Below are 20,765 nucleotides of genomic sequence, written 5' to 3' on the forward strand. Positions count from 1 at the left end.
AGGTCTATCGCTCGTAGGATTCGCGGCGGCTGGCCTCGGTCAGCCTGATCACGTAGCGCAACGGATCGCGGCGGAAGCGTGTCTTGAACTCGGCCAGGCTCGCCGCGCCGCCGTAGCTGACGGCCGACGCCAGGTGCTTCATCATGTCGCCGAGCACCGGGCGGACCGATCCGCGCGCCGGCACGCTCACCTCGATCCCTTCGGCGCCGAGCGCTTCGAGATCGACCTCATCGTCGTCTTCGACATCGAGCCGGTCCTTAATGGCCTGGATCGACGCCATCCCGCGCAACACCTTGAACGGAACCTTCACGACTTTCTGTGATTCGGGCAGCAGCACCGACTTCTGCACCACGTCGCCGGGCGTTTCGATCGTGCCAGCGAACGCGCTTCCCAGCATCACCGTATCGCCGCCGAAGAGCAGCGCTTCGACAATCGCGCCGTCCCGGCGAATACCGCCATCAGCGATAATGGGAATATCGTCGGCGATGGCTGCCCGGCACTCGACGAGCGCCTGCAACTGCGGCACACCGAACGAGGTGGTCAGTCGCGTGCTGCACCCGCCGCCGGGACCGATGCCCACCTTGATTCCGTCGACGCCGAGATCGGCCAGCGCACGCGCGCCGTCGGCGGTCGCGACGTTGCCGGCCACGACTTCGAAATCGCCGAAGCGCTGCCGGAACGCCTTCATCGCCTTCCGCATCACGAGGGAATGACCGTGTGCGATGTCGATCACCAGCACATCAACGCCGGCCTTGATGAGCTCCGCCGCGCGCTCCAGGTAGTCGCCCTTGGCCCCGATCGCGGCCCCGACCAGCAGCCGGCCGTTTTCGTCCCGGGACGCGAACGGCAGGCGCTTCTGGTGCAGGAGGTCTCTGGCCGTGATGAGGCCGACGAGCACGCCCGCGCGGTCGACCAGCGGCAGCTTCTTCACCTTGCGCTCGATCATCAGGCGTTCGGCCGCGACCATCGAGAGCCGGCCCACGTGCACGATCAGGCGCTCGCGCGGCGTCATGCGGTCCGCGACGGTCAGTCGTGCGGCATCGGCCCGGCCGTCGACGAACCGGACGTCGCGCTGCGTCAGCAAACCCAGCAGGTGCCGTCCGCCGTCGACGACCACCAGTGTGCCCACGCCACGCCGCTCCATCACGGCGAGGGCCGCACTGAGCGAGTCGTCCGGGCCGGTGGTCCACGGGTCGGCAATCACGAGATGCTGCGTCCGCTTGACCAGTTGCACCTCGCGGACCTGCGGCTCGATGTCTCCCGGCCTGAAGCCCCGGTCGATCACACCCAGGCCGCCTTCTTCCGCCAGCACCATCGCCATCGGCGCCCGCGTCACCGTGTCCATGTTGGCCGACACGATGGGCCGCCGCAGCGTGATGTGCCGCGAGAAACGGCACGACAGATCGATCCCCGCGGGATCCCGGCGTTCGAGCACGCTGTAGTGCGGCGTCAGGAGAAAGTCGTCGAAGGTGCACCCGGCGACCAGGGTCCTGAGCTTCCGCCATGCGCCCGCCGTCCGACTGTCCGCCGACCGCCGCTGTTGCCTGGCCATCGTCTGCCTCCGCCTGGAATGTGTCGATCGTCAAATCGTCGATGACACGCGCGAAAAAATCTGTATCATGAAAACGTGAGCATCCCAGCTAGCCGCCTCAACCGATCCTGGCGCTTCGGGGACCCCTGGAGCATCGCCGACGCCACTGAATTGTACGAGATTGGCCGCTGGGGCCAGGGATACTTTTCGATCGGCGACGATGGCCACGTGCACGTGCATCCGGCCAAGGATCCGCAGAACTCCATCGATCTCAAGAGCCTCACCGATGACCTGATGCTCCGCGGCATCGACCTGCCCATCCTGATCCGGTTTACCGACATCCTCAAGCACCGGCTGCAGGACATCCACGATGCCTTCCAGGCGGCCATTGCGCAGCATGGCTACCAGGGCCGGTATGCCTTTGTCTATCCGGTCAAGGTCAACCAGCAGCGACGCGTGGTCGAGGAACTCGTGAAGTACGGCCGGCCGTTTGGATTCGGCCTGGAGGCCGGGTCGAAACCCGAACTGCTCGCGGTGGCGGCGCTGGCCTCCAACGATATCCCGATCATCTGTAACGGTTTCAAGGACGCCGAGTTCATCGAGATGGCCATGCTGGCCCAGAAGATCGGGCGCACGATCATCCCTGTCATCGAAAAATACAGCGAACTCGGGATGGTGCTCGAGTACGCCGCCAAGGTCGGCGTGCGGCCCAACATCGGCATGCGCGTCAAGCTCGCGTCCCGCGGCAGCGGCAAGTGGCAGTCGTCGGGCGGCTACCGCTCGAAATTTGGACTGACGGTTGGGGAAATCCTCAAGGGCCTCGAGGAACTGCGCGGCCTCGGCATGCAGGACTGCCTGAAGCTGCTCCACTTCCACCTCGGCAGCCAGATTCCGAACATCCGGATCGTCAAGGCGGCACTCAACGAGGCGGCGCGCGTCTATGTCGAGTTGGCCAAGAACGGAGCGGGGCTCGAGTACCTGGACATCGGCGGCGGCCTGGGCGTCGACTACGACGGGTCGCGCACCAACTTCGAATCGAGCGTCAACTATACGATCGAGGAGTACGCGGCCGACGTCGTGTATCACGTCCAGACGGTGTGCGACGATGCCGGCGTGAAGCACCCGACCATTGTGTCGGAGAGCGGGCGGGCCATCGCGGCGTATCACAGCGTACTGGTGTTCAACGTGCTGGGCGTCACCGGATTCCGCGAGCAGGAGATCCCGCCGGTCGGGCCGAACGAGGAGCTGGAGCAGCCCATCATCGATCTGCGGGAGACGTTGCAGAACGTCTCGGTCCGGAACGTGCTCGAAAGCTACAACGACGCCCAGCAGGCGCTCGAGATGGCGCTGAATCTGTTTACCGGCGGGTATCTGCCGCTCGAACAGCGCAGCCATGCCGAATCGCTCTACTGGGCCATCTGTTCGAAGATTCAGCGACTCGTTCAGCAGATGGACGAGGTGCCAGAGGATCTGCAGGGCCTGGACGAGCAGCTCGCGGACACGTACTTCTGTAACTTCTCGCTCTTCCAGTCGATGCCGGACAGCTGGGCCATCAAGCAGTTGTTCCCGGTGATGCCGATTCACATGTTGGAGAAGCCGCCGACCAGCCACGCCGTGATTGGCGATATCACCTGCGACTCGGATGGCAAGATCGATCAGTTTATCGATCGGCGCGACGTCAAGCGCACGCTTCCGCTCCACGTCGTCAACGGCGAGCCGTACTTCCTGGCCGTGTTTCTGATTGGCGCCTACCAGGAAATCCTCGGCGACATGCACAACCTCTTCGGGGACACGCACACGGTCCACGTGACGCAGGATGAGCAGGGTGGCGTGGTACTCGACTCGCTCATCAAGGGCGACACCGTCCGCGAGGTGCTGCAGTACGTGAACTACAACCCCGACAGTCTGGTCAGCAAGCTGCGGTCGGATACTGAAACAGCCGTGCGCGAGGGCAAGCTCTCCTTCGAAGAGTCTGGACGGCTGCTGAAGTTCTACGAAGAAGGCCTGCAGGGATACACGTACCTCGAGGATCCCAAGGGGTAGCCGCCTTCGTCCTGAGCCCCCCCGACCTTGCTCGGGACTCCCTGAGTTTGTCGAAGGGCTTCGGCGTGGCTTGAGAGCGTCTATCCCTATCCCGCTCCATCGAGCCCCACCCAATCGTAGGTCTGTTCTTGCCCGATCAGCTTCCACCGCGATGGGTACACCGCGCGCTGCCAGTCGAGCGGCTCGGCGAGCGGATGCGGCGCGGCCGCGAGCGCAAAGGCGGCTTTGAGATCGCGCCGTTGGTCCGCCCCAAGCGCGTCCGGCGCGAGCGACACAAACAGCATCGTCCCGCTTCGCGACAGGAGATCAAGCCATTGCCGGTTGAACGACCACGGCACCGCCGTCGTGACGCCGACGCAATCAGCATCGGCCACATAGAACGCGCCGTGCTGCGGACCGCGAAAGGCCAGCGTGTTCACGCCCATCTTTCGCGTGCGCGGCCAGTCGGTGCCGCTCGTGTCGTCGCCGACGCGGCAGATGTCGAAATGTCCGGCGGACAAATGGCTGACGGTGTTGCAGCCGATGATCAGGCTCTCGCCAGATGCCGCGCGAATCGTGCGATATAACTCGTTGATAACTTCAGCGGTCGTTCGCGAGGCGCCTGCCGCGAACGTCCATCCATCGTTCGTGAGCGCCGATCCCATTTGATAGCCCCACCGCCCGAACAGATCGAACGTGGTGTAGTCGTGCTTGATCAGCTCGAAGCCCCATTGACGCAGGCGCGCACAATCGGCGGAGATTTTGTCGCGCGCCTCCGGCACCGTCGGATCCAAGAACGCCCGCGCACGCGGCAGCCGCCACGCATCAGGTGTGTTCGCGGTGGCCTGGAGCGGTCGAATCCAGATTCCCGGCCGCGCGCCGGCGCGCTTCACCTCCGCAGCGAGCGCCGGCATGTCCGGAAACTTCTCGTTGCCGCGATCCCACATTCCCACGTCGGCTTTGTCTCTGCCGCGCACCGGCTGCCATCCATCGTCGATCACAACGAACGGACGATTGGTCGTTGATGGTGAGAGTTCGACGATGTGCTGGGCGTCGGAGAGGACGGTGGCGGCGCTGTTCTTGCCGTAGGCCCAGTACCAATCGTTGCTGCCGTACACGGGTTGCGTGGGCAGCCGCGGGTTCGCGCACATCTGGCGGCAGAACGCGTGTATCGCGGCGAACGCCGATTCGCCCGGATGGCCGGCTCGCGAGCACACGTCGCAGACGTCGAGGACGCGATCGCCCAACTGCACGCCCACGCCGCCGCTCCGCACATCGGCGATGAGACTGATGCCATGCGCGTCAACTTGCCAAAAACACAACGCCCGCGGTCCCGTGCGCACGCCGTGCGCGTGTGTCACTGAACCCGTGTCGATCGCGACGTACCAGGGCATCACGCGATCCGGCACGATGCCGCGCCACTCGAGGTCGCCGTAGCCGCGTTCCCAGGCGTCGGCGAGGATCCGGCTGGCATCGCTGACACGGCCGCGCCAACGCAAATGCAAACGCTTGATTGCCGTGGATGGCGCCGACAGCTGAATACGAAGTGCGCCCGGCACGTCGACGGCCGTGACGGTGACGCCGTCACTGCTCCACCGTCCGGCGGATTGAAGCGCGAGGCGAACGTCGCCATTCGCTGTCAACGCCATCACGGCGTCGGGCGGGCGATGAAGAGTGAGGAATCCAGATGGTGATGCGGCGGGTGTTCGTGCCTGACCGGAGGCTGACGCGATCTGGGGAGACAGCGACGCGCCAACGGCTGCGAGCGCGGCTTGTTCGAGGAAATCGCGGCGAGACGTGGTCACTGATGGTTGCGCCGAGCCGTTCGGCGAGAGAAGCGCAGCAAGAGCCTGCGGCTTTGCGCGAATACTCTCCGACAACGGCTCCCCGCACTTTGCGCACCACGAATACGAGGAAGAAGCATCGATCGACGCACCGCACTTCGGGCACTTCGCGATTTCGGTCATGCGAATCTCCATTGCGAGAGTTAGTGTCGCGCTGTTGGCCAACGTTCGCGCTGAGCCGCGGCGCATCACGACTTACGCGCCGTCGGCTCCAGTTGATGTTAGCCAGTTCCCGGTAGACGCGCACTCCGAAAGATGGTGGCCCAGGCTGCCCGATCCTCGGCACTGAGGACGCTCAGTTCCTCGAGGAGTTCACGCGCGAATTCGACGTCGCCCAATCCGCTGGCTGTGATAAGCCCGCGATCTCGCACAGCCGGAACGTCCAGATAGTTCGCCGCCTCGGCGTAGCCAGGGACGTGTGAACGAAGATACTCAAGGCCGTTGCTGGTGTGCCGGCGTCCTCTCAAGAGGCCCATCCGAGAGATCGCCACGGTGGCCGCGCAGATCGCTGCGAGCGGAACTTGTTGCGCATCCAGACGCGTCACCAACTGTGCGATCTCCGGTTCGACAGGCGAGTTCTCCCACCGGTCGCCGCCGGGAAGGATGAACACCGCAACATCCGCAGGGTCGACCTCGGTCACGGTTGTCGACGGCAGCACACGGATGCCACCCATAGACCGGACAGGAGCCAGCGTCAGGCCGACCGACTCTACCCGATACTGGCCGTGACGCCGAAGTTCCGCCACAGCGTGGGCCGGCTCCCAGTCGGCGAACCCTTCGACAACGAGCAAGTAGACGGCTCTCTCAGGCATATGGCTGATCGAATCTCGTCGCTTCTGGATCTGGCTAACTTGTTATTCCACCGCGTAGCCACGTGCGCGGACTCCGTCAGGTATGCACCGGACGAGTGGCACGGTCACCCAACCTCGAAGTCTCACAACGCGTGCATCTTAGCACTACCGGACGTACCCCTGACGCCGACCCATACCCTGCGAACGGGCCGGCATGGTTACCTGCGATGACGGCAGACATGACGGCGGCAGAGAAACGCTGGCTTGGCGGGGAACCTCCATTGCCCGAGCTACCTGCGGGCCCCGAACGCCGAAGACCAGGAGCCGCATACCTGCGAGATCGGCGTGGTATGTCGTCGGCTACCTCCGGGCCTCGCGTGACGGGCGCTACAGGCGATCCGCCGGACTTCGAACAGCCATCGCCCCTCGGCTGAGGACGTGGGTGTAGATCATCGTCGTACTCACGTCGGCGTGGCCCAGCAGTTCCTGAACAGTCCGGATGTCGTAGCCGTCCTCCAGCAAGTGCGTCGCAAACGAATGTCGAAGCGTGTGGCAACTCGCTCGCTTCGTGAGCTGAGCCCGCCGCACGGCCTCCGTCACCGCCCGCTGAACGGCGGAATCATGGAGATGGAAACGGGTCGGAGGCCCCCACCGCGGATCGCGACAAAGCCGCCCCGCCGGAAACACGAACTGCCAGGCCCAGGCAGTCGACGCGGACGGGTACTTCCGACCGAGCGCCCCGGGGAGGACGACGCGGCCAGAGCCTTCGATCAGATCAGCCTCATGCAGTCGCTTGACGTCTGCCAGGTGGGTGGCCAGCCGGTCCCGAACCAGCATGGGCAACGGTGTGACCCGATCCTTCTGCCCCTTGCCCCGCCGGATCACAATTTGGTGCCGTTCAACGTCGACGTCCTTGACCCGCAGTTCCAGGCACTCGCGCAGTCTCAGTCCACTCCCGTAAAGCAACGCCCCGATGATCCACATCGTTCCCCGCAGCTCCGCAAGCAACCCGCGCACCTCGGCCCGGCTGAGAACGACCGGCAGCCGCACCGGTGTCCGCGCACGCACGACGGAGTCGACGGGGCCGAGTGGGACACCGAGAACATCACGGTACAGGAATAGCAACGAGAAATGAAGTTGTGGACGCCCGCCTACTGCGCTCGTCTCTCCCGTTCCGCGCGGCTGCGGGCAGGATAGTTGACGAGTTCGGCAGGAACTGAATTGTCGCCATCAGCCCGCGACACGGCCAGCTCCAGCATGCGTGGCACCTGACGTTCGCGGAAGATGGGCCCGCCGAGAATCTCGTAGTGCATGTTGCGGCGCTTCGCCTCGAACCCGGCATCCTCGATGTTGCGCACGATCTCGATCTCGTCCATGCAATACGCCGCGCCGGCGGCACGGACCACGTTCTCCTCGATCATCACGCTGCCCATATCGTTGGCTCCGTAGGTCAGACTCAACTGCCCCACTTTGCCGCCCTGGGTCACCCACGACGCCTGGAGACTCGGGAAGTTGTCGAGGAACAACCGCGCGGTCGCGAGCGTCCGCAGATACTCGACGCCGGTCGCCTCGACGCCCTGCAGTTCCGTGTGCTCGGGCTGATAGCTCCATGCGATAAACGCAGTGAAGCCGCCGGTCTCGTCCTGCAACGCGCGCAGCCGACTCATGTGCTCGATGCGCTCAGCCGGCGTCTCCACAGACCCATACATCATCGTCGCCGTCGTCTTCAGACCCGCGCGATGCGCGTGGCGCATCACGTCAATCCACTCGTCGGCCGACGCCTTGCTGTCGCAGTGAAGGAGTATTCTGACGCGATCGACGAGAATCTCGGCGCCGCCGCCTGGAATACTGTCGAGGCCGGCCGCGACGAGGCGGCGCACCACATCCGGCACGCTAATCTGAGCGAGCCGCGAGATGTGCAGCACCTCGGGCGGCGACAGCGCGTGCAGGCGGAAGGTGGGATACCGCGACTTCACCTCCCGAAACAAATCCTCGTACCACTCGATCGGCAGGTCGGGGTTGTGTCCGCCCTGCAGCAGCAGTTGGCCGCCGCCAAGTGCGATGGTTTCGTCGATCTTCCTGACGATTTCGTCGAAGCCAAGGACGTAGCCCTCCGGCGAGCCGACGGGACGGTAGAAGGCGCAGAACGAGCAGCGCGCGACGCAGACGTTCGTGTAGTTGACGTTGCGATCGATGATGTAGGTGACGGTGCGATCGGGATGCCGTCTCTGTCGCACCTCGTTGGCGAGCTGCCCGAGCAGATGCGTGGGCGCGGAGAGGTACATCTCGAGCGCTTCAGCCTCAGTCAGCCGCCCGCCCGCCCGCACCGTGTCTGCCAACGCGTTGATGGACATCAATTCTCGGGCTAATAGAACCGAGGCGCACGGAACTCCGGCACGAGACCAAGCTCCGCCGCCTCGCGATAGAACCGCGTCAGCCCCGCGAGTTGTCGTTCGCCAAACCCGTATTTCACATTATCACGGAGGTAACGCGCGCCACGTTCCACCCAGGCCGGCATCGCCGCGAAGTAGGCCTCAGCAATCTTGTCAGGATGATCCGCACCGGCGAGACCCACCTCAACCAGCAGGTCGATGTCCTCCGGCCCGATCGCCCCCTGGTGGCCCACCCAGAACGCGTACACGAACGGGAGGCCCGAGTAGGCGGTCCACGCCGCGCCCAGGTCGATCTTCTCGACACCGGCCGCCACATGGTCGAACAGCAACGCCCTGTCGCCAATGATGAGCGCCGCGTCACACTCGCGGAGCATGTGCTCGGGCTCGGGCAGCATCGGCCGCATCTCGGGCGCAATCTGGAAATGATGCTTGCAGAGTATCTGCAGCAGCGCCACCGAGGTGCGCGAACTCGTATCGAGCGCGAGCGTGCGGATGTCGGCAGGCGGACGCCGAGAAAACATCGCGACCGAGGCAATCGGACCTTCTGACCCGATCGCCACACCCGGCACCGCGAGATACGGGCCGCCTCTCAAGTACTCGATAGAGGGAATGATGCCGAGGTCGACCTCGCGCGCGTGCAGAAGGGCGGCGCATCTCGACGGCACGTCGAACCGCAGGCTGAACCTCTCGGCGCGCCGTTCGAGACCATACACGAGCGGCCGCGCGTTCAGATACTCAACCGCGCCCAGGCGAACGACGCTCATGAGATCACCCGGTGGCGAGCGCCGTCCCGCTCGACAGGGACCAGCCCGGCAGCCAGGATGTTCCGGCGGACTTCTTCGAGCGGTGACCGTCGACGCCCTTCGCCCGTCTCGTCGAGCGGCGACACGCTATCGATATCGTCGGCTCCGACCGTCAATGCCACCTGCGCGAGCTTCGGGCCATACCGCGACCAATCCACCTGGATCGACGCGATGTTGTCGATGAGCAACCGCGCCAGCGCCACCTGCCGCACATCGTCATAGCCCGTCGACGGCGAGCCCGGCTTCCACGATCGACCCAGCGGCGCAAAGCTCTCGATCCATCCGAGCGACTGTTGCAGCGAACGGGCACGGATGATGTGCTCGAGTCTCTCGGTCGTGCTGGCGGTGTGCTGGACCGTCAATCTCGCGAGGCCGAGTCCCGCCTTCCGTACCTGATCGAGCGACATCTCGGCGTGCTGCAACTGGTCCAACGCCGCATCGGCGACTCGCGCGACGCCCGTATCGCGCACGGCGGCGAGCAGGTCTGCCAACCGACGGCCACTGGCAGCCGCATCCGCTTCGAGCGCCTCCAGCGAGAATGCGGAGACCGGTATGCCGCCGGCCGCCTCCACCACGCGGCGCACGTGTGGCATCAGCACGTCGAACGAGTCGGCCCGGCCGCCTATTCTCACTTCTCTGGCCGCAGCCGGGATGTCGATGTGAGCGCCATCAGCGAACGGCACCTGCACGTCCGCCACACGCACGAACGTCGTCTCGGTGCCGTGCCTGCCTCGTCGTGCCTCGTCGCCCAGCATGCCGAGCGTCAGGATGTCGTTGGTCTCCGCCAGCGCGGCGATATCCGCGTCGGCCAGCGGTTGGCCCGCACTGATGTGGGCGGCCACCTTCTCCAGTTGTTCCTTCATGAGCGACCGTCCCGAGTCTGGCCCTCGTCGGCCCCACCCGCAATCCGGCTCCAAACAGCCATCGCCCGTTTCCCGGCCGCCTCCGACGTCACAACCCGCGTCGGCCACTCGCGGGTGAATCCTTCGGACGACCACTTCCTCGTCGCGTCTATCCCCATCTTGCTGCCATAGGCCGGCAGGTCGGACGCATTCTCCAGGTCGTCCATCGGGCCGCGCGTAAACTGGATGTCCCGCTGCGGATCCATGTGCGTGCCTACCACCCAGGCCACTTCCCGCACGTCCTGCACGTTCACGTCCTTGTCGACGACGACAATGACCTTGGAGAACATCAGCTGACCGAGCCCCCAGCAGGCGTTCATGATCTTGCGGGCGTGACCCGGATAGCGCTTGTCGATCGAGATGAGGACAAGATTGTGAAAAATGCCTTCGGCCGGAAAGTTCATGTCCACGATCTCTGGAATCGTCTTGCGGATCAGCGGCAGGAAGATCCGTTCGCTCGCCTTCCCGAGATACACGTCTTCCATCGGCGGAATGCCGACAATGGTCGCGTGGTAGATCGGCTTGCGCCGCATTGTCATGGCGGTGAGGTGGAAGACAGGGAAGTCGTCGGCCAGCGAGTAGAAACCCGTGTGGTCGCCGAAGGGTCCTTCGCGACGGCGCTCGCCCGGGTCGACATAGCCTTCGAGCACGATGTTCGCCTGCGCCGGCACCTCGAGATCAACGGTCCGGCACTTGACCAGTTCGATCCGCCGGCGCGCCAAAAACCCGGCAAGCTGTAACTCGTCGAGGCCCTCTGGCATTGGCGCCGTCGCCGCATAGCACACCTCAGGTTCCGCACCGAGGGCCACCGCGACCTCGAGCCGCTTGCCCATCCGCTCCGCGATCCGATAATGCTGCGCGCCGCCCTTGTGCCGCTGCCAGTGCATCCCGGTCGTGCGTCCGTCGAACACCTGCATGCGATACATGCCGATGTTCCGCACGCCACTTTCGGGGTCCTTCGTGAACACCAGCGGAAATGTGATGTACCGCCCGCCGTCGTCGGGCCAGCACTTCAGGATGGGCAGCGCATCGAGCGTGCCGTCGAGCCTGACGACCTCCTGGCACGGACCGTCCTTGACGGTCTTCGGCAGCAGATCGGTCAGGCGCCAGACCATCGGCAGCATCTTCATCGCGTCGAGGATGCCGGTCGGCGCGTGCGGCGACATCAGCGTCTCAATCTCGCGCGCCAGGGCATCGAGCGACGAGACGTTCAGCGCGAGGCAGATCCGGTCAAGCGATCCGAACAGGTTCACCGCCACAGGCATGTCGAATCCGGTGGGTTGCTCGAAGATCAGCGCGGGCCCGCCGCCCGGGCGTTTGCTGGCCAGGTCGGTGACCGCCGTGATGTCGAGGTCCGGGCTCACCGGCTCCTGTACACGCCGCAGCCAGCCGCGTTGCTCCACCTCGTCTATGAAACCCTTCAGATCCGCGTGCATGCCGCCATCCGTTCCGTGATCTGTTCGGCCAGTCTCACCGCGTTCCGCCCGTCAGCGCCGCCAACCGCCGGCTGACGCCGCTCGCGCACGGCCGCGACAAAGTCTTCGAGTTCGTTCCGCAAGGGTTCGCTATCGACGACGGGAATGCTGCCGCCCTCGATCAGCGGCCGCCGGCCCTCCTGGCGAATCAACCGGTACACTTCGGCTTCTTTCGCGCCGCAATCAATCGAGATGTAGGCGTCGCGCTGGAAGAAGCGGATCTTGCGGACGCGCTCGCGGCTGATCCGGCTGGCCGTGATGTTGGCGACACAGCCCGACTCGAATCTGATGCGCGCATTGGCGATGTCGGCGCGATCGGTCAGGACGGGCACGCCGACGGCCTCGATGGCCACGATCGGCGACGGCACGATCGACAGCACCAGATCCAGATCGTGGATCATGAGATCGAACACGACATCGATATCGAGGCTGCGCTCCGGAAAGGTCCCAAGGCGGTGAATCTCGATGAAGCCCGGCTTGTTCACCGCGGGGCGGGCCGCCATCACCGCGGGATTGAATCGCTCGGTGTGACCGACGGCGAGAATCGCGCCTGTTCGAGCCGAGGCCTCGATGATCGCATCGCATTCCTCAACCGATCGGGCCAGCGGCTTCTCCACCAGCACGGGAATGCCGCGCGCCAGACAGAGGCCAGCGACCTCCCCATGCACGTCGGTCGGTGTCGCAATCGAGACCAGATCGACGTCGTCGAGAATCTCCCGCACATCGGTCACGGCACGCGCGCCGGACGACGCCGCAATCTCGCGAGCTCGCTGGCCGTTGATATCCACGACTCCGGTCAACGCCACGCCTGGCATCGATCCGAGGATTCGCGCGTGGTGACGGCCGAGGTGCCCCACGCCCACCACCGCCGCTCTCAAGATCCGCTCGCTCACGCCGGCCTCCCCGATGGCTTGTTGGCTGGCCGGCCCACGATCGCGATGCCTGCCGCATCGGCCGCCCGTACGACCGCGTCGCCATCAATCAGCAACGTCCGCCCGGCATCAATCGACAGCGCCGTGGCGCCGGCCTCGCGCATCGATTCGATCGTCGCCACGCCAACCACCGGCACGTCGAATCGCATGTCCTGATTGGGTTTTGCCACTTTGATCACGCTCGCGCCTGGGCCCGCCAGTCGGCCCGCACGGGCGATCACCGCGTCAGTCCCTTCCATAGCCTCGACCGCCACGACGGCCGCACTCTTGACCACAATCGTCTGGCCAATGTCGAGCGCCGCGATGCGATCGGCCATCCCGTACCCGAACTCGACGTCGTGTTGTTCCTCACCGGTCAGCGGCCGCGCCGTCAGCACGCCCGCCTTCGCGACCAGGGGCGCGAGGTAGGCGGTCGAATCGAGCAACTCGACGCCGTGGTCGCGCATCACCTGCGCCACAGCCGCGATGAGCGAGTCGGTGTTCCGCGCACGCAACTTCATCAGGACCGACAGCAACAGACGGTCGGGCACGATGCCGGAGAAAATTTTGACGTGCTTGACCTGGCCGGCCATCACGGCCTGGCTCACGCCGGCCCCACGCAGGATCTCGATGGCCCGGCTGAGTTGTCCGAGTGACACCCAGTGGAGGTCGGCGCGCGGTTCGCGCGCCGCCGCCGCGACCAGATCTGGTGAGGCTTCTTCCTCAATGGCCAGGATGGTGACGGCGTGGCCCAGCGTTCGCGCAGCGTCCAGTACCAGAAACGGAAAACGCCCGTTGCCGGCTATCAGACCCACACGCATGAGGTATTCCTCACTGGTCGGCGGACGATTCGCCGGATCGCGTGCGTCCCCGCTTGAGCACGACGCCGCGCTTCGCGCCACGGACGAACTCCACCAGGTAGCGGACCTCCGGGCAGTCCAACCCTGGATCGTCGCAGATGCGCGTCACGGCCTCGGTCGTGTTGAGATTCGACTGGAGCAACAACCGGTACGCGGCCTTGAGCTTGCGGATGGTATCCGGTGTGAACCCGCGCCGCACCAGGCCAATCGTATTCATCCCGTAGATGAGCGCCCGGTTGCCGACGGTCTTCGAAAACGGCAGAACGTCCTTCGTGCAGGCCGAGAACCCGCCGATGAAGGCGTGCTTGCCGACGCGGCAGAACTGATGAATCCCGACGTAGCCGCCGAGCGTGGCGAAATCATCCACGTCGACGTGGCCGCCGAGCGTGGTCCCATGCGAAAGAATCGTGTCGTTGCCGACAAGGCAGTCGTGCGCGATGTGGCCGTACGCCATCAGGTAGTTGCGGTGCCCGATGCGCGTGGCGCCCCGCCCTGTCACCGTGCCCCGATGCACGGTCACGAACTCCCGAAACACATTCTGATTGCCGATCACGAGCGCGGTCGGCTCTCCCTTGTACTTCAGGTCCTGCGGCGGCAGACCGAACGACCCGAACGGGTAGAGCACATTGTCGTCGCCGATCTCGGTACGCCCGTCGATGATGCAGGAGGCGCCGATCCGGTTATTGCGGCCGATCCGCACGTGGGCACCGATGCTCGCGCCGGCTCCGACGATGGTACCGTCGCCCAGCACCGCGCCGGGATGGATCCGCGCGGTCGGGTGGACCGACGCGGTCCCCGGAGCCACGGCCAGGACGAAGCCGGTCTCGGTCACCACCTGCCCGTCGACCCGTGCGACGGCACCGATGCGGGCCAGCGGCCCTCGCCGTTGCCGCACCTCGACGTCGAGCATCACCCGGTCGCCAGGCACGACTTGACGGCGGAACTTCGTGCCGGTCACGCTGCGCAACGAGACCCGCGCGTTGCGGATCTCGTCACCATCGTGCAGCAGCAGAAGCGTCGCCGACTGGACGAGCGCCTCGATCATGAGCACGCCCGGCATCAACGGCACGTCCGGGAAGTGACCCGCGAAGAAGTGCTCGTTCGCCGTGACGTTCTTGATCGCCACCAGACGCCGCCCCGGTTCGATTTCGGCAACCGCGTCCACCAATCCCGAGGGATAGCGGTGACAGAGCCGTTCGAGCACCGACGCGACGTCGATGAACTGGACCGAGGCGGTGGCGGCCACCTTACTTCTTGATCGGCGCGGGCGTCGCCGGCGGCTTCGCGGCCGCCGTGACGGCGTCAAACCGGCGAATGACCTCGGCGGTCAGATCCAGACCGGCATCCGCCCACACCAGGCCGGAGTCGCCCTGACTGAACAGCATCTGGACGGACTTCTCCGTGGCCACCTGCTGGATAATCGGCGCGACCTTGCGCTGGAACTCCAACTGCAGCTCGTTCTGCATGTCCTGAAGCTCCTGCTGCGCATCCTGGGTCATCCGCTGGATCTCGACCTGCAGCTTGTCGATATCACGCTGCACCTGCGCCCGGGCATCGTCGCTCATGACGCTGCTCTTCTGCTTGGCCTGCAGCGCCTCGACCTGCTTGTTCCTGTCGTTGAGGTCGCTGGCCTTCTTCGCCCGGAGCTGTTCGAGCCGTGCGCTCGACGCCTTGCCTTCGACCGACTCGCCCGCAATCCGCTGAATGTTGAGGTACGCGAACCTGGCGCCGTCCGGGAACTTCACCTCCGGAGCTGGCGTGGCGGCCGCGGCAGCCGGCTTGGCTGGCGGCTGGGGAGCCGTCGCGACCGGCGGCTTGGCCGGCGGCTGGGGAGCCGTCGCGACCGGCGGCTTGGCCGGCGGCTGTTGAACCGGAGGCTGCTGGGCCCAGGCGATGCCCGCGACCAGAACGCCTACTACTACTGCGGCAACCATAAACGCTTTCATTCGTCCTGTCCCTTTCCCAAGAAGTAACGCCCGCGTGTATCCAGGCCGCCCGCTGAACAGCGGCGCCGCCGGATTCCTCTTATCCTAGAACGTCGTTCCGACCGCAAACCGGAAGGTGAAGGCCTTCGCCAGCTGGAGTTGATTATCGAGCACGCCTGCACGCTGCGGGTTGTAGGCCGCGATCAGACGGAACGGCACGTTCAGCACCGGCATGAAGAACCGGATCTCGGCGCCGGTCGACGTCTTGAAATCGCCCAGCGTCATCCGCTGCCCCGTGTCGGTGACCTGGCCCGCATCATAGAACAACACGAGTCGCACGGGTCCCGCAACCTGTATCAGGTACTCGGCGTTGAAGAGCAGGCTCTTGACGCCGCCGACCACAACGCCGGAGATCGGATCGCGTGGGCCAATGCTGCGCAGATCGAACCCGCGGACACTGTATTCGCCGCCGAGGTACAGCCGCTCGAAGATCGGGAGCGTGGTCGTGCCGCCGGTCGGGGTAATCGAAATCCACTGGCCGCGGACGCCCAGCGAGAACCGCCGCGACTGCTGCAAGTACCAGACAGCCTCGAGCGTAGGCTTGAGGTAGCTGGTGTCCCCTCCGATACCCGCGACATCCAGCGCGGCCGTCAAGCGCTTGCCGGCCGCGGGAAAGATCGGGTTGTCGACCGAGTTATACACGTAACTCGGGGTCACCTTGCTGATCGTCCGCTTTCCGCCCTGGTTCAGGAGCAGCAAGTCTGCCATGTACGGGTTGGACGGCGCCAACTCGCCATTCGATGGAATAAACGGCGAGCGCTCCAGCCCCACCGATGAATACACGTCTGACGGCGTGAAGAAGAGCTGCGGCTGCGGCAGGTAGGTCGGATAGATGTCGGAGACGCGAATCTGGTCGAGGCTGTATGTCCCAAAGACCCGCGCATAGGCGCCGACCTGGAACCCGACCGTGGCCGCGCCGCCTGTGTTGTTCTGCGTATAGGCGTACGGATAGATGATCGACTGCTTGTGGACATCGCCGCCCACCGTGATCGGCCGGTCGAACAGGAACGGCTCCGAGAAGCTGATCTGGTAGTTTTTCGCCCGCGACCCCTTCTGCGCCGACACGCTCAACGTCTCGCCCTTTCCCAGGAAGTTCGACGTCTGGAACGTCAACTGGCCGAACACGCCTTCGTACTGCGACACGCCGGCACCAAAGGTAATCTGGTTCCGGTTCTGTTCTTCGAGCTTCAGCTTGACATCGACCTTGTTGTCGGTGCCAGGCGTCTTGTCGACCGACATGTCTTTGCCACCGTCGAGCTGCTTGAAGTAGCCGAGCTGGTTCAGACGCTTGACGCTGTACTTCAAGGCCTCGGTGTTGAAGACGCCACCCTCGAACAGCCTGATCTCCCGGCGGATGACGTTGTCGCGCGTGTGCGTATTGCCGGTGAAGATGATCCGGTTGACGAAGTACTGCTTGCCCTCCTGAATCCGCATCGTCACGTCGATAGTGGGCGGACCGGCAGGTTTGGCGGCCGGCTTCGGCGGCGCAAGCGGATTGTCCGCATCCTCGCCTGGCGCCGGAACGCCCCGGGGCTTGACGTCCGGGTAGGCTGTGAACTCATAGTAGCCCACCGACCCGTACAGCTCGCGGGCCTTGTCCATCGCCTTCCGGATTTTCTTCTCGCTGTAGTAATCGCCACCCTTGACGTTAAAGATTTCCTTGAGGCCTTCGCTCTTGACGACCGTGTTGCCGTCGAACGCGAAGTCGCCGACCCGGTACCGTTCACCTTCCTGGACGGGAATCCGCAGCGCAACGTACCGGGTGGTCTTGTCGGTCGAATCCTCGATGAATTTCAGGCTGGGCTGGCCCACCCGGGCCATGACATACCCCAGATTGCGGTAGTACTCGACGACCTTGTCGGCGTCTTCCTCGAATTTCGCCGCCTGGTACGTGCCGCCGCTGGTGATCCACGAGAACATCCACACCTTGCGGTTGTTCTTCATCTGCCGGGCGAGCGCGCCGCTGGAGACCGCCTTGTTCCCGACGAATTCGACGCTGTGAATCCGCACGCGCGGACCTTCGTCCATGACGAACGACACGTTGACCAGTTTCGGACCCCCGGCGACTTCCTTGATGACGTGATCGACCTTGGCGAACTGGTAGCCCTTCTCCGCGAACATGTCGCGGATGATCCCTTCGACGCGGCGGATGAGCGCCGGATCGATAAACGAGTCCAGGCGGATCTGGATGTTCTCGTCGCGCAGCTTTTCCTCGATCTTGGACTGCTCGATCTTTCTGGAACCGACGTAGTCGACGATCTTGACGCGTTGCCGTTCTTCGAGATTGAAGACCACGCGTTTGCCGACGACCCCGTTCTCATAGGGCGCATCGTTGACCTCAACCCAGATGTTGTCGAGGAAGTTGGTCGCCCAGAGTCGTTTGAAATCCTCGAGGATGGCCTTCTCGTCAAACGGTGTCCAGACGCCGTCACTCGACCGGCTGGGCCGCGTCTCTATGTAGTACAGGTACGTCTGCGGCTCGATCACCGACAGATTGCCCTGCGTCGGAAACCGCAATTCGATGGAGCGCAGCAGCGCGGGGGAATCGGCGGGGGGCAGCTTCGGCCCTGGCTGGGCCTGCGGCGCGGTCGGCACTCCGGCAGCCGGCGGCTGCGCGCCAGCCGGACTGGCCCCCAGAACGCCCACCACGGCGGCCGCAACCAAATACGTCCGAATCGACATTACACCGCTTTCCTGGCGCCGGGGCGACTCGATCTCACGCTCCGCCCGGGCGCCGTGGGGTTGGTCGCGAGGCGGCCTCTCCCACACCCGGGCAGGCCTGCCCGACGCGATCAGTCTAGTTTACTAGGTTTAAGACGTTTCAGGCCAGCGGGCGGCCGGTGTCGGCCGTGCCCGCGGGCCGGTAGCGCAGGGTATCCCCGTCGAGGAAGACCTCGATCTCGCCTCCCCGCAGGTGTCCCCGAATCAGTTCCTCCGAGAGCGGATCCTCGATATACCGCTGGATCGCGCGCCGGAGCGGCCTCGCACCGTAGGAGCGGTCCTTGCACGTCACATCAATGATCCAGTCGGCCACTTCCGGCTGCAACCGGATCCGGAGCCGTCGGTCGAGCAGGTGCGCGTTCAACTGGTCAACCAGCAGCATCAGAATCTTCCGGAGGTCATCATCCGACAGCGCGTCGAACACGATAATCTCGTCGATCCGGTTGATGAACTCCGGGTTGAAGGTGCGCCGCACCTCGCTCAGGACCATGTCCGACACGTTCTTGTTCACCTCCTGCTGATCGGGCAACTGGAACCCCATCGAGCCCTTCTTCTGGATGAAGCGGGCACCGATGTTCGACGTCATGATGATGATGGTGTTCTTGAAGTTGATCCGATTGCCGAGCCCGTCGGTCAGGTTGCCGTCCTCGAACACCTGCAGCAGGATATTGAACAAGTCGGGATGCGCCTTTTCGACCTCGTCGAACAGGACGACCGAATAGGGATTGCGCTTGATCCGCTCAGTCAGCTGGCCGCCCTCGTCGTGCCCGACGTAGCCGGGAGGCGATCCGATCAACTTCGACACCGAGTGCTTTTCCATGTACTCCGACATGTCGAATCGGACCAGCGCGGCATCGCTGCCAAACAGGAACGCCGCCAGCGCCCGGGCCAGCTCCGTCTTGCCGACGCCGGTCGGCCCGAGGAAGATGAAGCTCCCGACGGGCCGGTTCGGATTCTTCAGGCCGGCCCGCGAACGACGGATGGCGCGTGACAACGCGGAGATGGCCTTCTCCTGGCTGATCACCCGTGTGTGCAGTTCGTCTTCCATCCGCAGGAGTTTGTCGCTCTCATCCTGGTTGATCGAGGCGAGCGGGATGCCCGTCCACTTCGACACGACCTCGTCGATGTCCTGCTTGCCGACGATGATGCGCCGCCCGGCAGGCCGGGCGTCTGCCCGCTCGGGTCCATTCCCGCCGCCGTCGCGGAACGACTGGGCGTGGTCGTACTCCTGCACGGCCACGGCCGCCATGTTGGCTTGATCCACCGCCATCCGCACCGTTCGGGGAGCCGCCGCGCCGTGCTCGCCCGACGCGGCATCGCGCAGCTTCGCCCGCGCGCCGGACTCGTCAACCAGGTCGATGGCCTTGTCGGGCAGGAACCGATCGGTGATGTAACGGCTCGACTGATAGACCGCGGCCTCGATGGCTTCTCGCGTGTATTCCACGTTGTGAAACGTCTCGTACCGGTCCTTGACGCCGACCAGGATTTCGATGGTCTGCTGTTCGTCCGGCGGGTCCACCTTGATCGCCTGGAACCGCCGCTCGAGCGATCGGTCCTTCTCGATGTACTTCCGGTACTCGGCCGGCGTGGTGGCGCCAATGCACCGGATTTCGCCGCGCGACAAGGCTGGCTTGAGGATGTTGGCCGCATCGAGCGACCCTTCGGCCGAACCGGCTCCGACCAGCGTGTGCAGCTCGTCGATGAAGACGATGATGTTCGAGCTCTCGGTGAGCTCCTTCATAATCGCCTTGAGGCGCTCTTCGAACTGACCCCGGTACTTCGTGCCGGCAACGACCAGCGAAATGTCCAGCGCCAGGATGCGCTTGTCGGCCAGATAGCTCGGCACCTCGTGGGCCACGATCTTCTGGGCCAGGCCTTCGACGATCGCCGTCTTGCCGACCCCCGGCTCGCCGATCAGGACGGCGTTGTTCTTGGTGCGCCGGCAGAGCACCTGTTGAACACGTTCGATCTCTTCGTCGCGCCCGACGAGCGGATCGAGCAGGTTCTTCGACGCGGCCTCTGTCAGATCGCGGCTGAACTCGGCCAGCAGCGGTGTCTCCTTGGGCCTCGGCACCGTTGGTTTCTCATTGAGCAGCGCCACGATGTCGTCGCGCACGACGCCCAGGCGCATGCCCTTGTCAACGAGGATGGAGGCGGCCAGCGAGCGCTCTTCGCGCAGGATCCCCAGCACGAGGTGTTCAGTGCCAATGTAGTTGTGCAGAAGGCGATCGGCTTCCTCGGCCGCGAACTGCAGGGTCCGCTTCGTTTCGGCGCTGAACGGGATCTCGACCGAGGTCGACACCTTCTCGCGAAACACGGTCCGGCCCTCAATCTCCTTCCGGATGGTGTCGAGCGACACGTGGGCACGGGAGAAGAGGCGGCTGGTGAGACCTTTGCCCTCGCGGATCAGCCCTAGCAGCAGGTGTTCGGTCTCAATGGAGACACTGCCAAGCTGGCTCGCCTCGTAGCGGGCGAAAAACAGCACCCGCCGGGCTCTCTCTGTGTATCGTTCGAACATCCGGACACC

The 20,765-nt window shown here is 64.7% G+C and carries 15 protein-coding genes; 1 reads left to right on the forward strand and 14 read right to left on the reverse strand.

The window, feature by feature from the left end; translation table 11 throughout:
* Nucleotides 1–4 precede the first annotated feature (4 nt).
* Nucleotides 5–1,552 carry an IMP dehydrogenase gene (locus tag NT151_13255; protein ID MCX6539882.1) on the reverse strand — a complete coding sequence of 516 codons (1,548 nt, stop codon included), beginning with the start codon at nt 1,550–1,552 and terminating at the stop codon, nt 5–7.
* Nucleotides 1,553–1,633: 81 nt separating this feature from the next.
* On the opposite strand from NT151_13255, the gene speA reads away from it, so the two are divergent.
* Nucleotides 1,634–3,574: a biosynthetic arginine decarboxylase gene (gene speA / locus NT151_13260; protein ID MCX6539883.1), complete on the forward strand. Its 1,941-nt coding sequence runs from the start codon at nt 1,634–1,636 to the stop codon at nt 3,572–3,574.
* An 86-nt stretch (nt 3,575–3,660) separates the two neighbouring features.
* Here speA and NT151_13265 read toward each other — a convergent pair whose 3' ends face one another.
* The 13 genes from NT151_13265 to NT151_13325 all read right to left on the reverse strand — a co-directional run bounded on the left by NT151_13265 (nt 3,661) and on the right by NT151_13325 (nt 20,756).
* Entirely contained in the window at nt 3,661–5,520 is a 1,860-nt protein-coding gene (locus NT151_13265; GenBank protein MCX6539884.1) for an alpha-galactosidase, read from the reverse strand.
* A 98-nt stretch (nt 5,521–5,618) separates the two neighbouring features.
* Entirely contained in the window at nt 5,619–6,209 is a 591-nt protein-coding gene (locus NT151_13270; GenBank protein ID MCX6539885.1) for a glutamine amidotransferase, read from the reverse strand.
* Nucleotides 6,210–6,575: 366 nt separating this feature from the next.
* Nucleotides 6,576–7,313, reverse strand: coding sequence for an integron integrase (locus tag NT151_13275; protein MCX6539886.1), 738 nt, complete (start codon nt 7,311–7,313; stop codon nt 6,576–6,578).
* A 26-nt stretch (nt 7,314–7,339) separates the two neighbouring features.
* Complete coding sequence (gene mqnC / locus NT151_13280; protein MCX6539887.1) at nt 7,340–8,542, reverse strand: dehypoxanthine futalosine cyclase; 1,203 nt, start codon at nt 8,540–8,542, stop codon at nt 7,340–7,342.
* Between the two features lie 11 nt (nt 8,543–8,553).
* Nucleotides 8,554–9,345 (reverse strand): menaquinone biosynthesis protein, encoded by a 792-nt coding sequence (locus NT151_13285; GenBank protein ID MCX6539888.1) that lies wholly within the window; start codon nt 9,343–9,345, stop codon nt 8,554–8,556.
* Nucleotides 9,342–10,247, reverse strand: a complete 906-nt coding sequence (locus NT151_13290) for a hypothetical protein (GenBank protein MCX6539889.1) — start codon at nt 10,245–10,247, stop codon at nt 9,342–9,344. Before NT151_13290 ends, NT151_13285 begins: the two co-directional genes overlap by 4 nt.
* Entirely contained in the window at nt 10,244–11,722 is a 1,479-nt protein-coding gene (locus NT151_13295) for a menaquinone biosynthesis decarboxylase (protein MCX6539890.1), read from the reverse strand. Before NT151_13295 ends, NT151_13290 begins: the two co-directional genes overlap by 4 nt.
* Nucleotides 11,707–12,654, reverse strand: coding sequence for a Gfo/Idh/MocA family oxidoreductase (locus tag NT151_13300; protein MCX6539891.1), 948 nt, complete (start codon nt 12,652–12,654; stop codon nt 11,707–11,709). Before NT151_13300 ends, NT151_13295 begins: the two co-directional genes overlap by 16 nt.
* Nucleotides 12,651–13,493, reverse strand: coding sequence for a UDP-2,3-diacylglucosamine diphosphatase LpxI (gene lpxI / locus NT151_13305; GenBank protein ID MCX6539892.1), 843 nt, complete (start codon nt 13,491–13,493; stop codon nt 12,651–12,653). Before lpxI ends, NT151_13300 begins: the two co-directional genes overlap by 4 nt.
* A gap of 10 nt (nt 13,494–13,503) precedes the next feature.
* Nucleotides 13,504–14,778 carry an acyl-ACP--UDP-N-acetylglucosamine O-acyltransferase gene (gene lpxA / locus NT151_13310; GenBank protein MCX6539893.1) on the reverse strand — a complete coding sequence of 425 codons (1,275 nt, stop codon included), beginning with the start codon at nt 14,776–14,778 and terminating at the stop codon, nt 13,504–13,506.
* Between the two features lies 1 nt (nt 14,779).
* Nucleotides 14,780–15,478 (reverse strand): OmpH family outer membrane protein, encoded by a 699-nt coding sequence (locus NT151_13315; protein MCX6539894.1) that lies wholly within the window; start codon nt 15,476–15,478, stop codon nt 14,780–14,782.
* Between the two features lie 84 nt (nt 15,479–15,562).
* Nucleotides 15,563–18,199, reverse strand: coding sequence for a BamA/TamA family outer membrane protein (locus NT151_13320; GenBank protein MCX6539895.1), 2,637 nt, complete (start codon nt 18,197–18,199; stop codon nt 15,563–15,565).
* Between the two features lie 139 nt (nt 18,200–18,338).
* On the reverse strand, nt 18,339–20,756 hold the full coding sequence (locus tag NT151_13325; protein MCX6539896.1) for an ATP-dependent Clp protease ATP-binding subunit: 2,418 nt from the start codon (nt 20,754–20,756) through the stop codon (nt 18,339–18,341).
* Between the last annotated feature and the right edge of the window lie 9 nt (nt 20,757–20,765).

The sequence above is a fragment of the Acidobacteriota bacterium genome (genome assembly GCA_026393675.1).
In the GTDB taxonomy this organism is placed as follows: Bacteria; Acidobacteriota; Vicinamibacteria; order Vicinamibacterales; family JAKQTR01; genus JBAXOX01.

What these genes read in the sequence shown, in the direction of transcription:
- NT151_13255 (MCX6539882.1), bottom strand. Translation starts at nt 1,552, where the DNA reads ATGGCCAGGCAACAGCGGCGGTCGGCGGACAGTCGGACGGCGGGCGCA.
- NT151_13265 (MCX6539884.1), bottom strand. Translation starts at nt 5,520, where the DNA reads ATGACCGAAATCGCGAAGTGCCCGAAGTGCGGTGCGTCGATCGATGCT.
- NT151_13270 (MCX6539885.1), bottom strand. Translation starts at nt 6,209, where the DNA reads ATGCCTGAGAGAGCCGTCTACTTGCTCGTTGTCGAAGGGTTCGCCGAC.
- mqnC (MCX6539887.1), bottom strand. Translation starts at nt 8,542, where the DNA reads ATGTCCATCAACGCGTTGGCAGACACGGTGCGGGCGGGCGGGCGGCTG.
- NT151_13285 (MCX6539888.1), bottom strand. Translation starts at nt 9,345, where the DNA reads ATGAGCGTCGTTCGCCTGGGCGCGGTTGAGTATCTGAACGCGCGGCCG.
- NT151_13290 (MCX6539889.1), bottom strand. Translation starts at nt 10,247, where the DNA reads ATGAAGGAACAACTGGAGAAGGTGGCCGCCCACATCAGTGCGGGCCAA.
- NT151_13295 (MCX6539890.1), bottom strand. Translation starts at nt 11,722, where the DNA reads ATGCACGCGGATCTGAAGGGTTTCATAGACGAGGTGGAGCAACGCGGC.
- lpxI (MCX6539892.1), bottom strand. Translation starts at nt 13,493, where the DNA reads ATGCGTGTGGGTCTGATAGCCGGCAACGGGCGTTTTCCGTTTCTGGTA.
- NT151_13315 (MCX6539894.1), bottom strand. Translation starts at nt 15,478, where the DNA reads ATGAAAGCGTTTATGGTTGCCGCAGTAGTAGTAGGCGTTCTGGTCGCG.
- NT151_13320 (MCX6539895.1), bottom strand. Translation starts at nt 18,199, where the DNA reads ATGTCGATTCGGACGTATTTGGTTGCGGCCGCCGTGGTGGGCGTTCTG.
- NT151_13325 (MCX6539896.1), bottom strand. Translation starts at nt 20,756, where the DNA reads ATGTTCGAACGATACACAGAGAGAGCCCGGCGGGTGCTGTTTTTCGCC.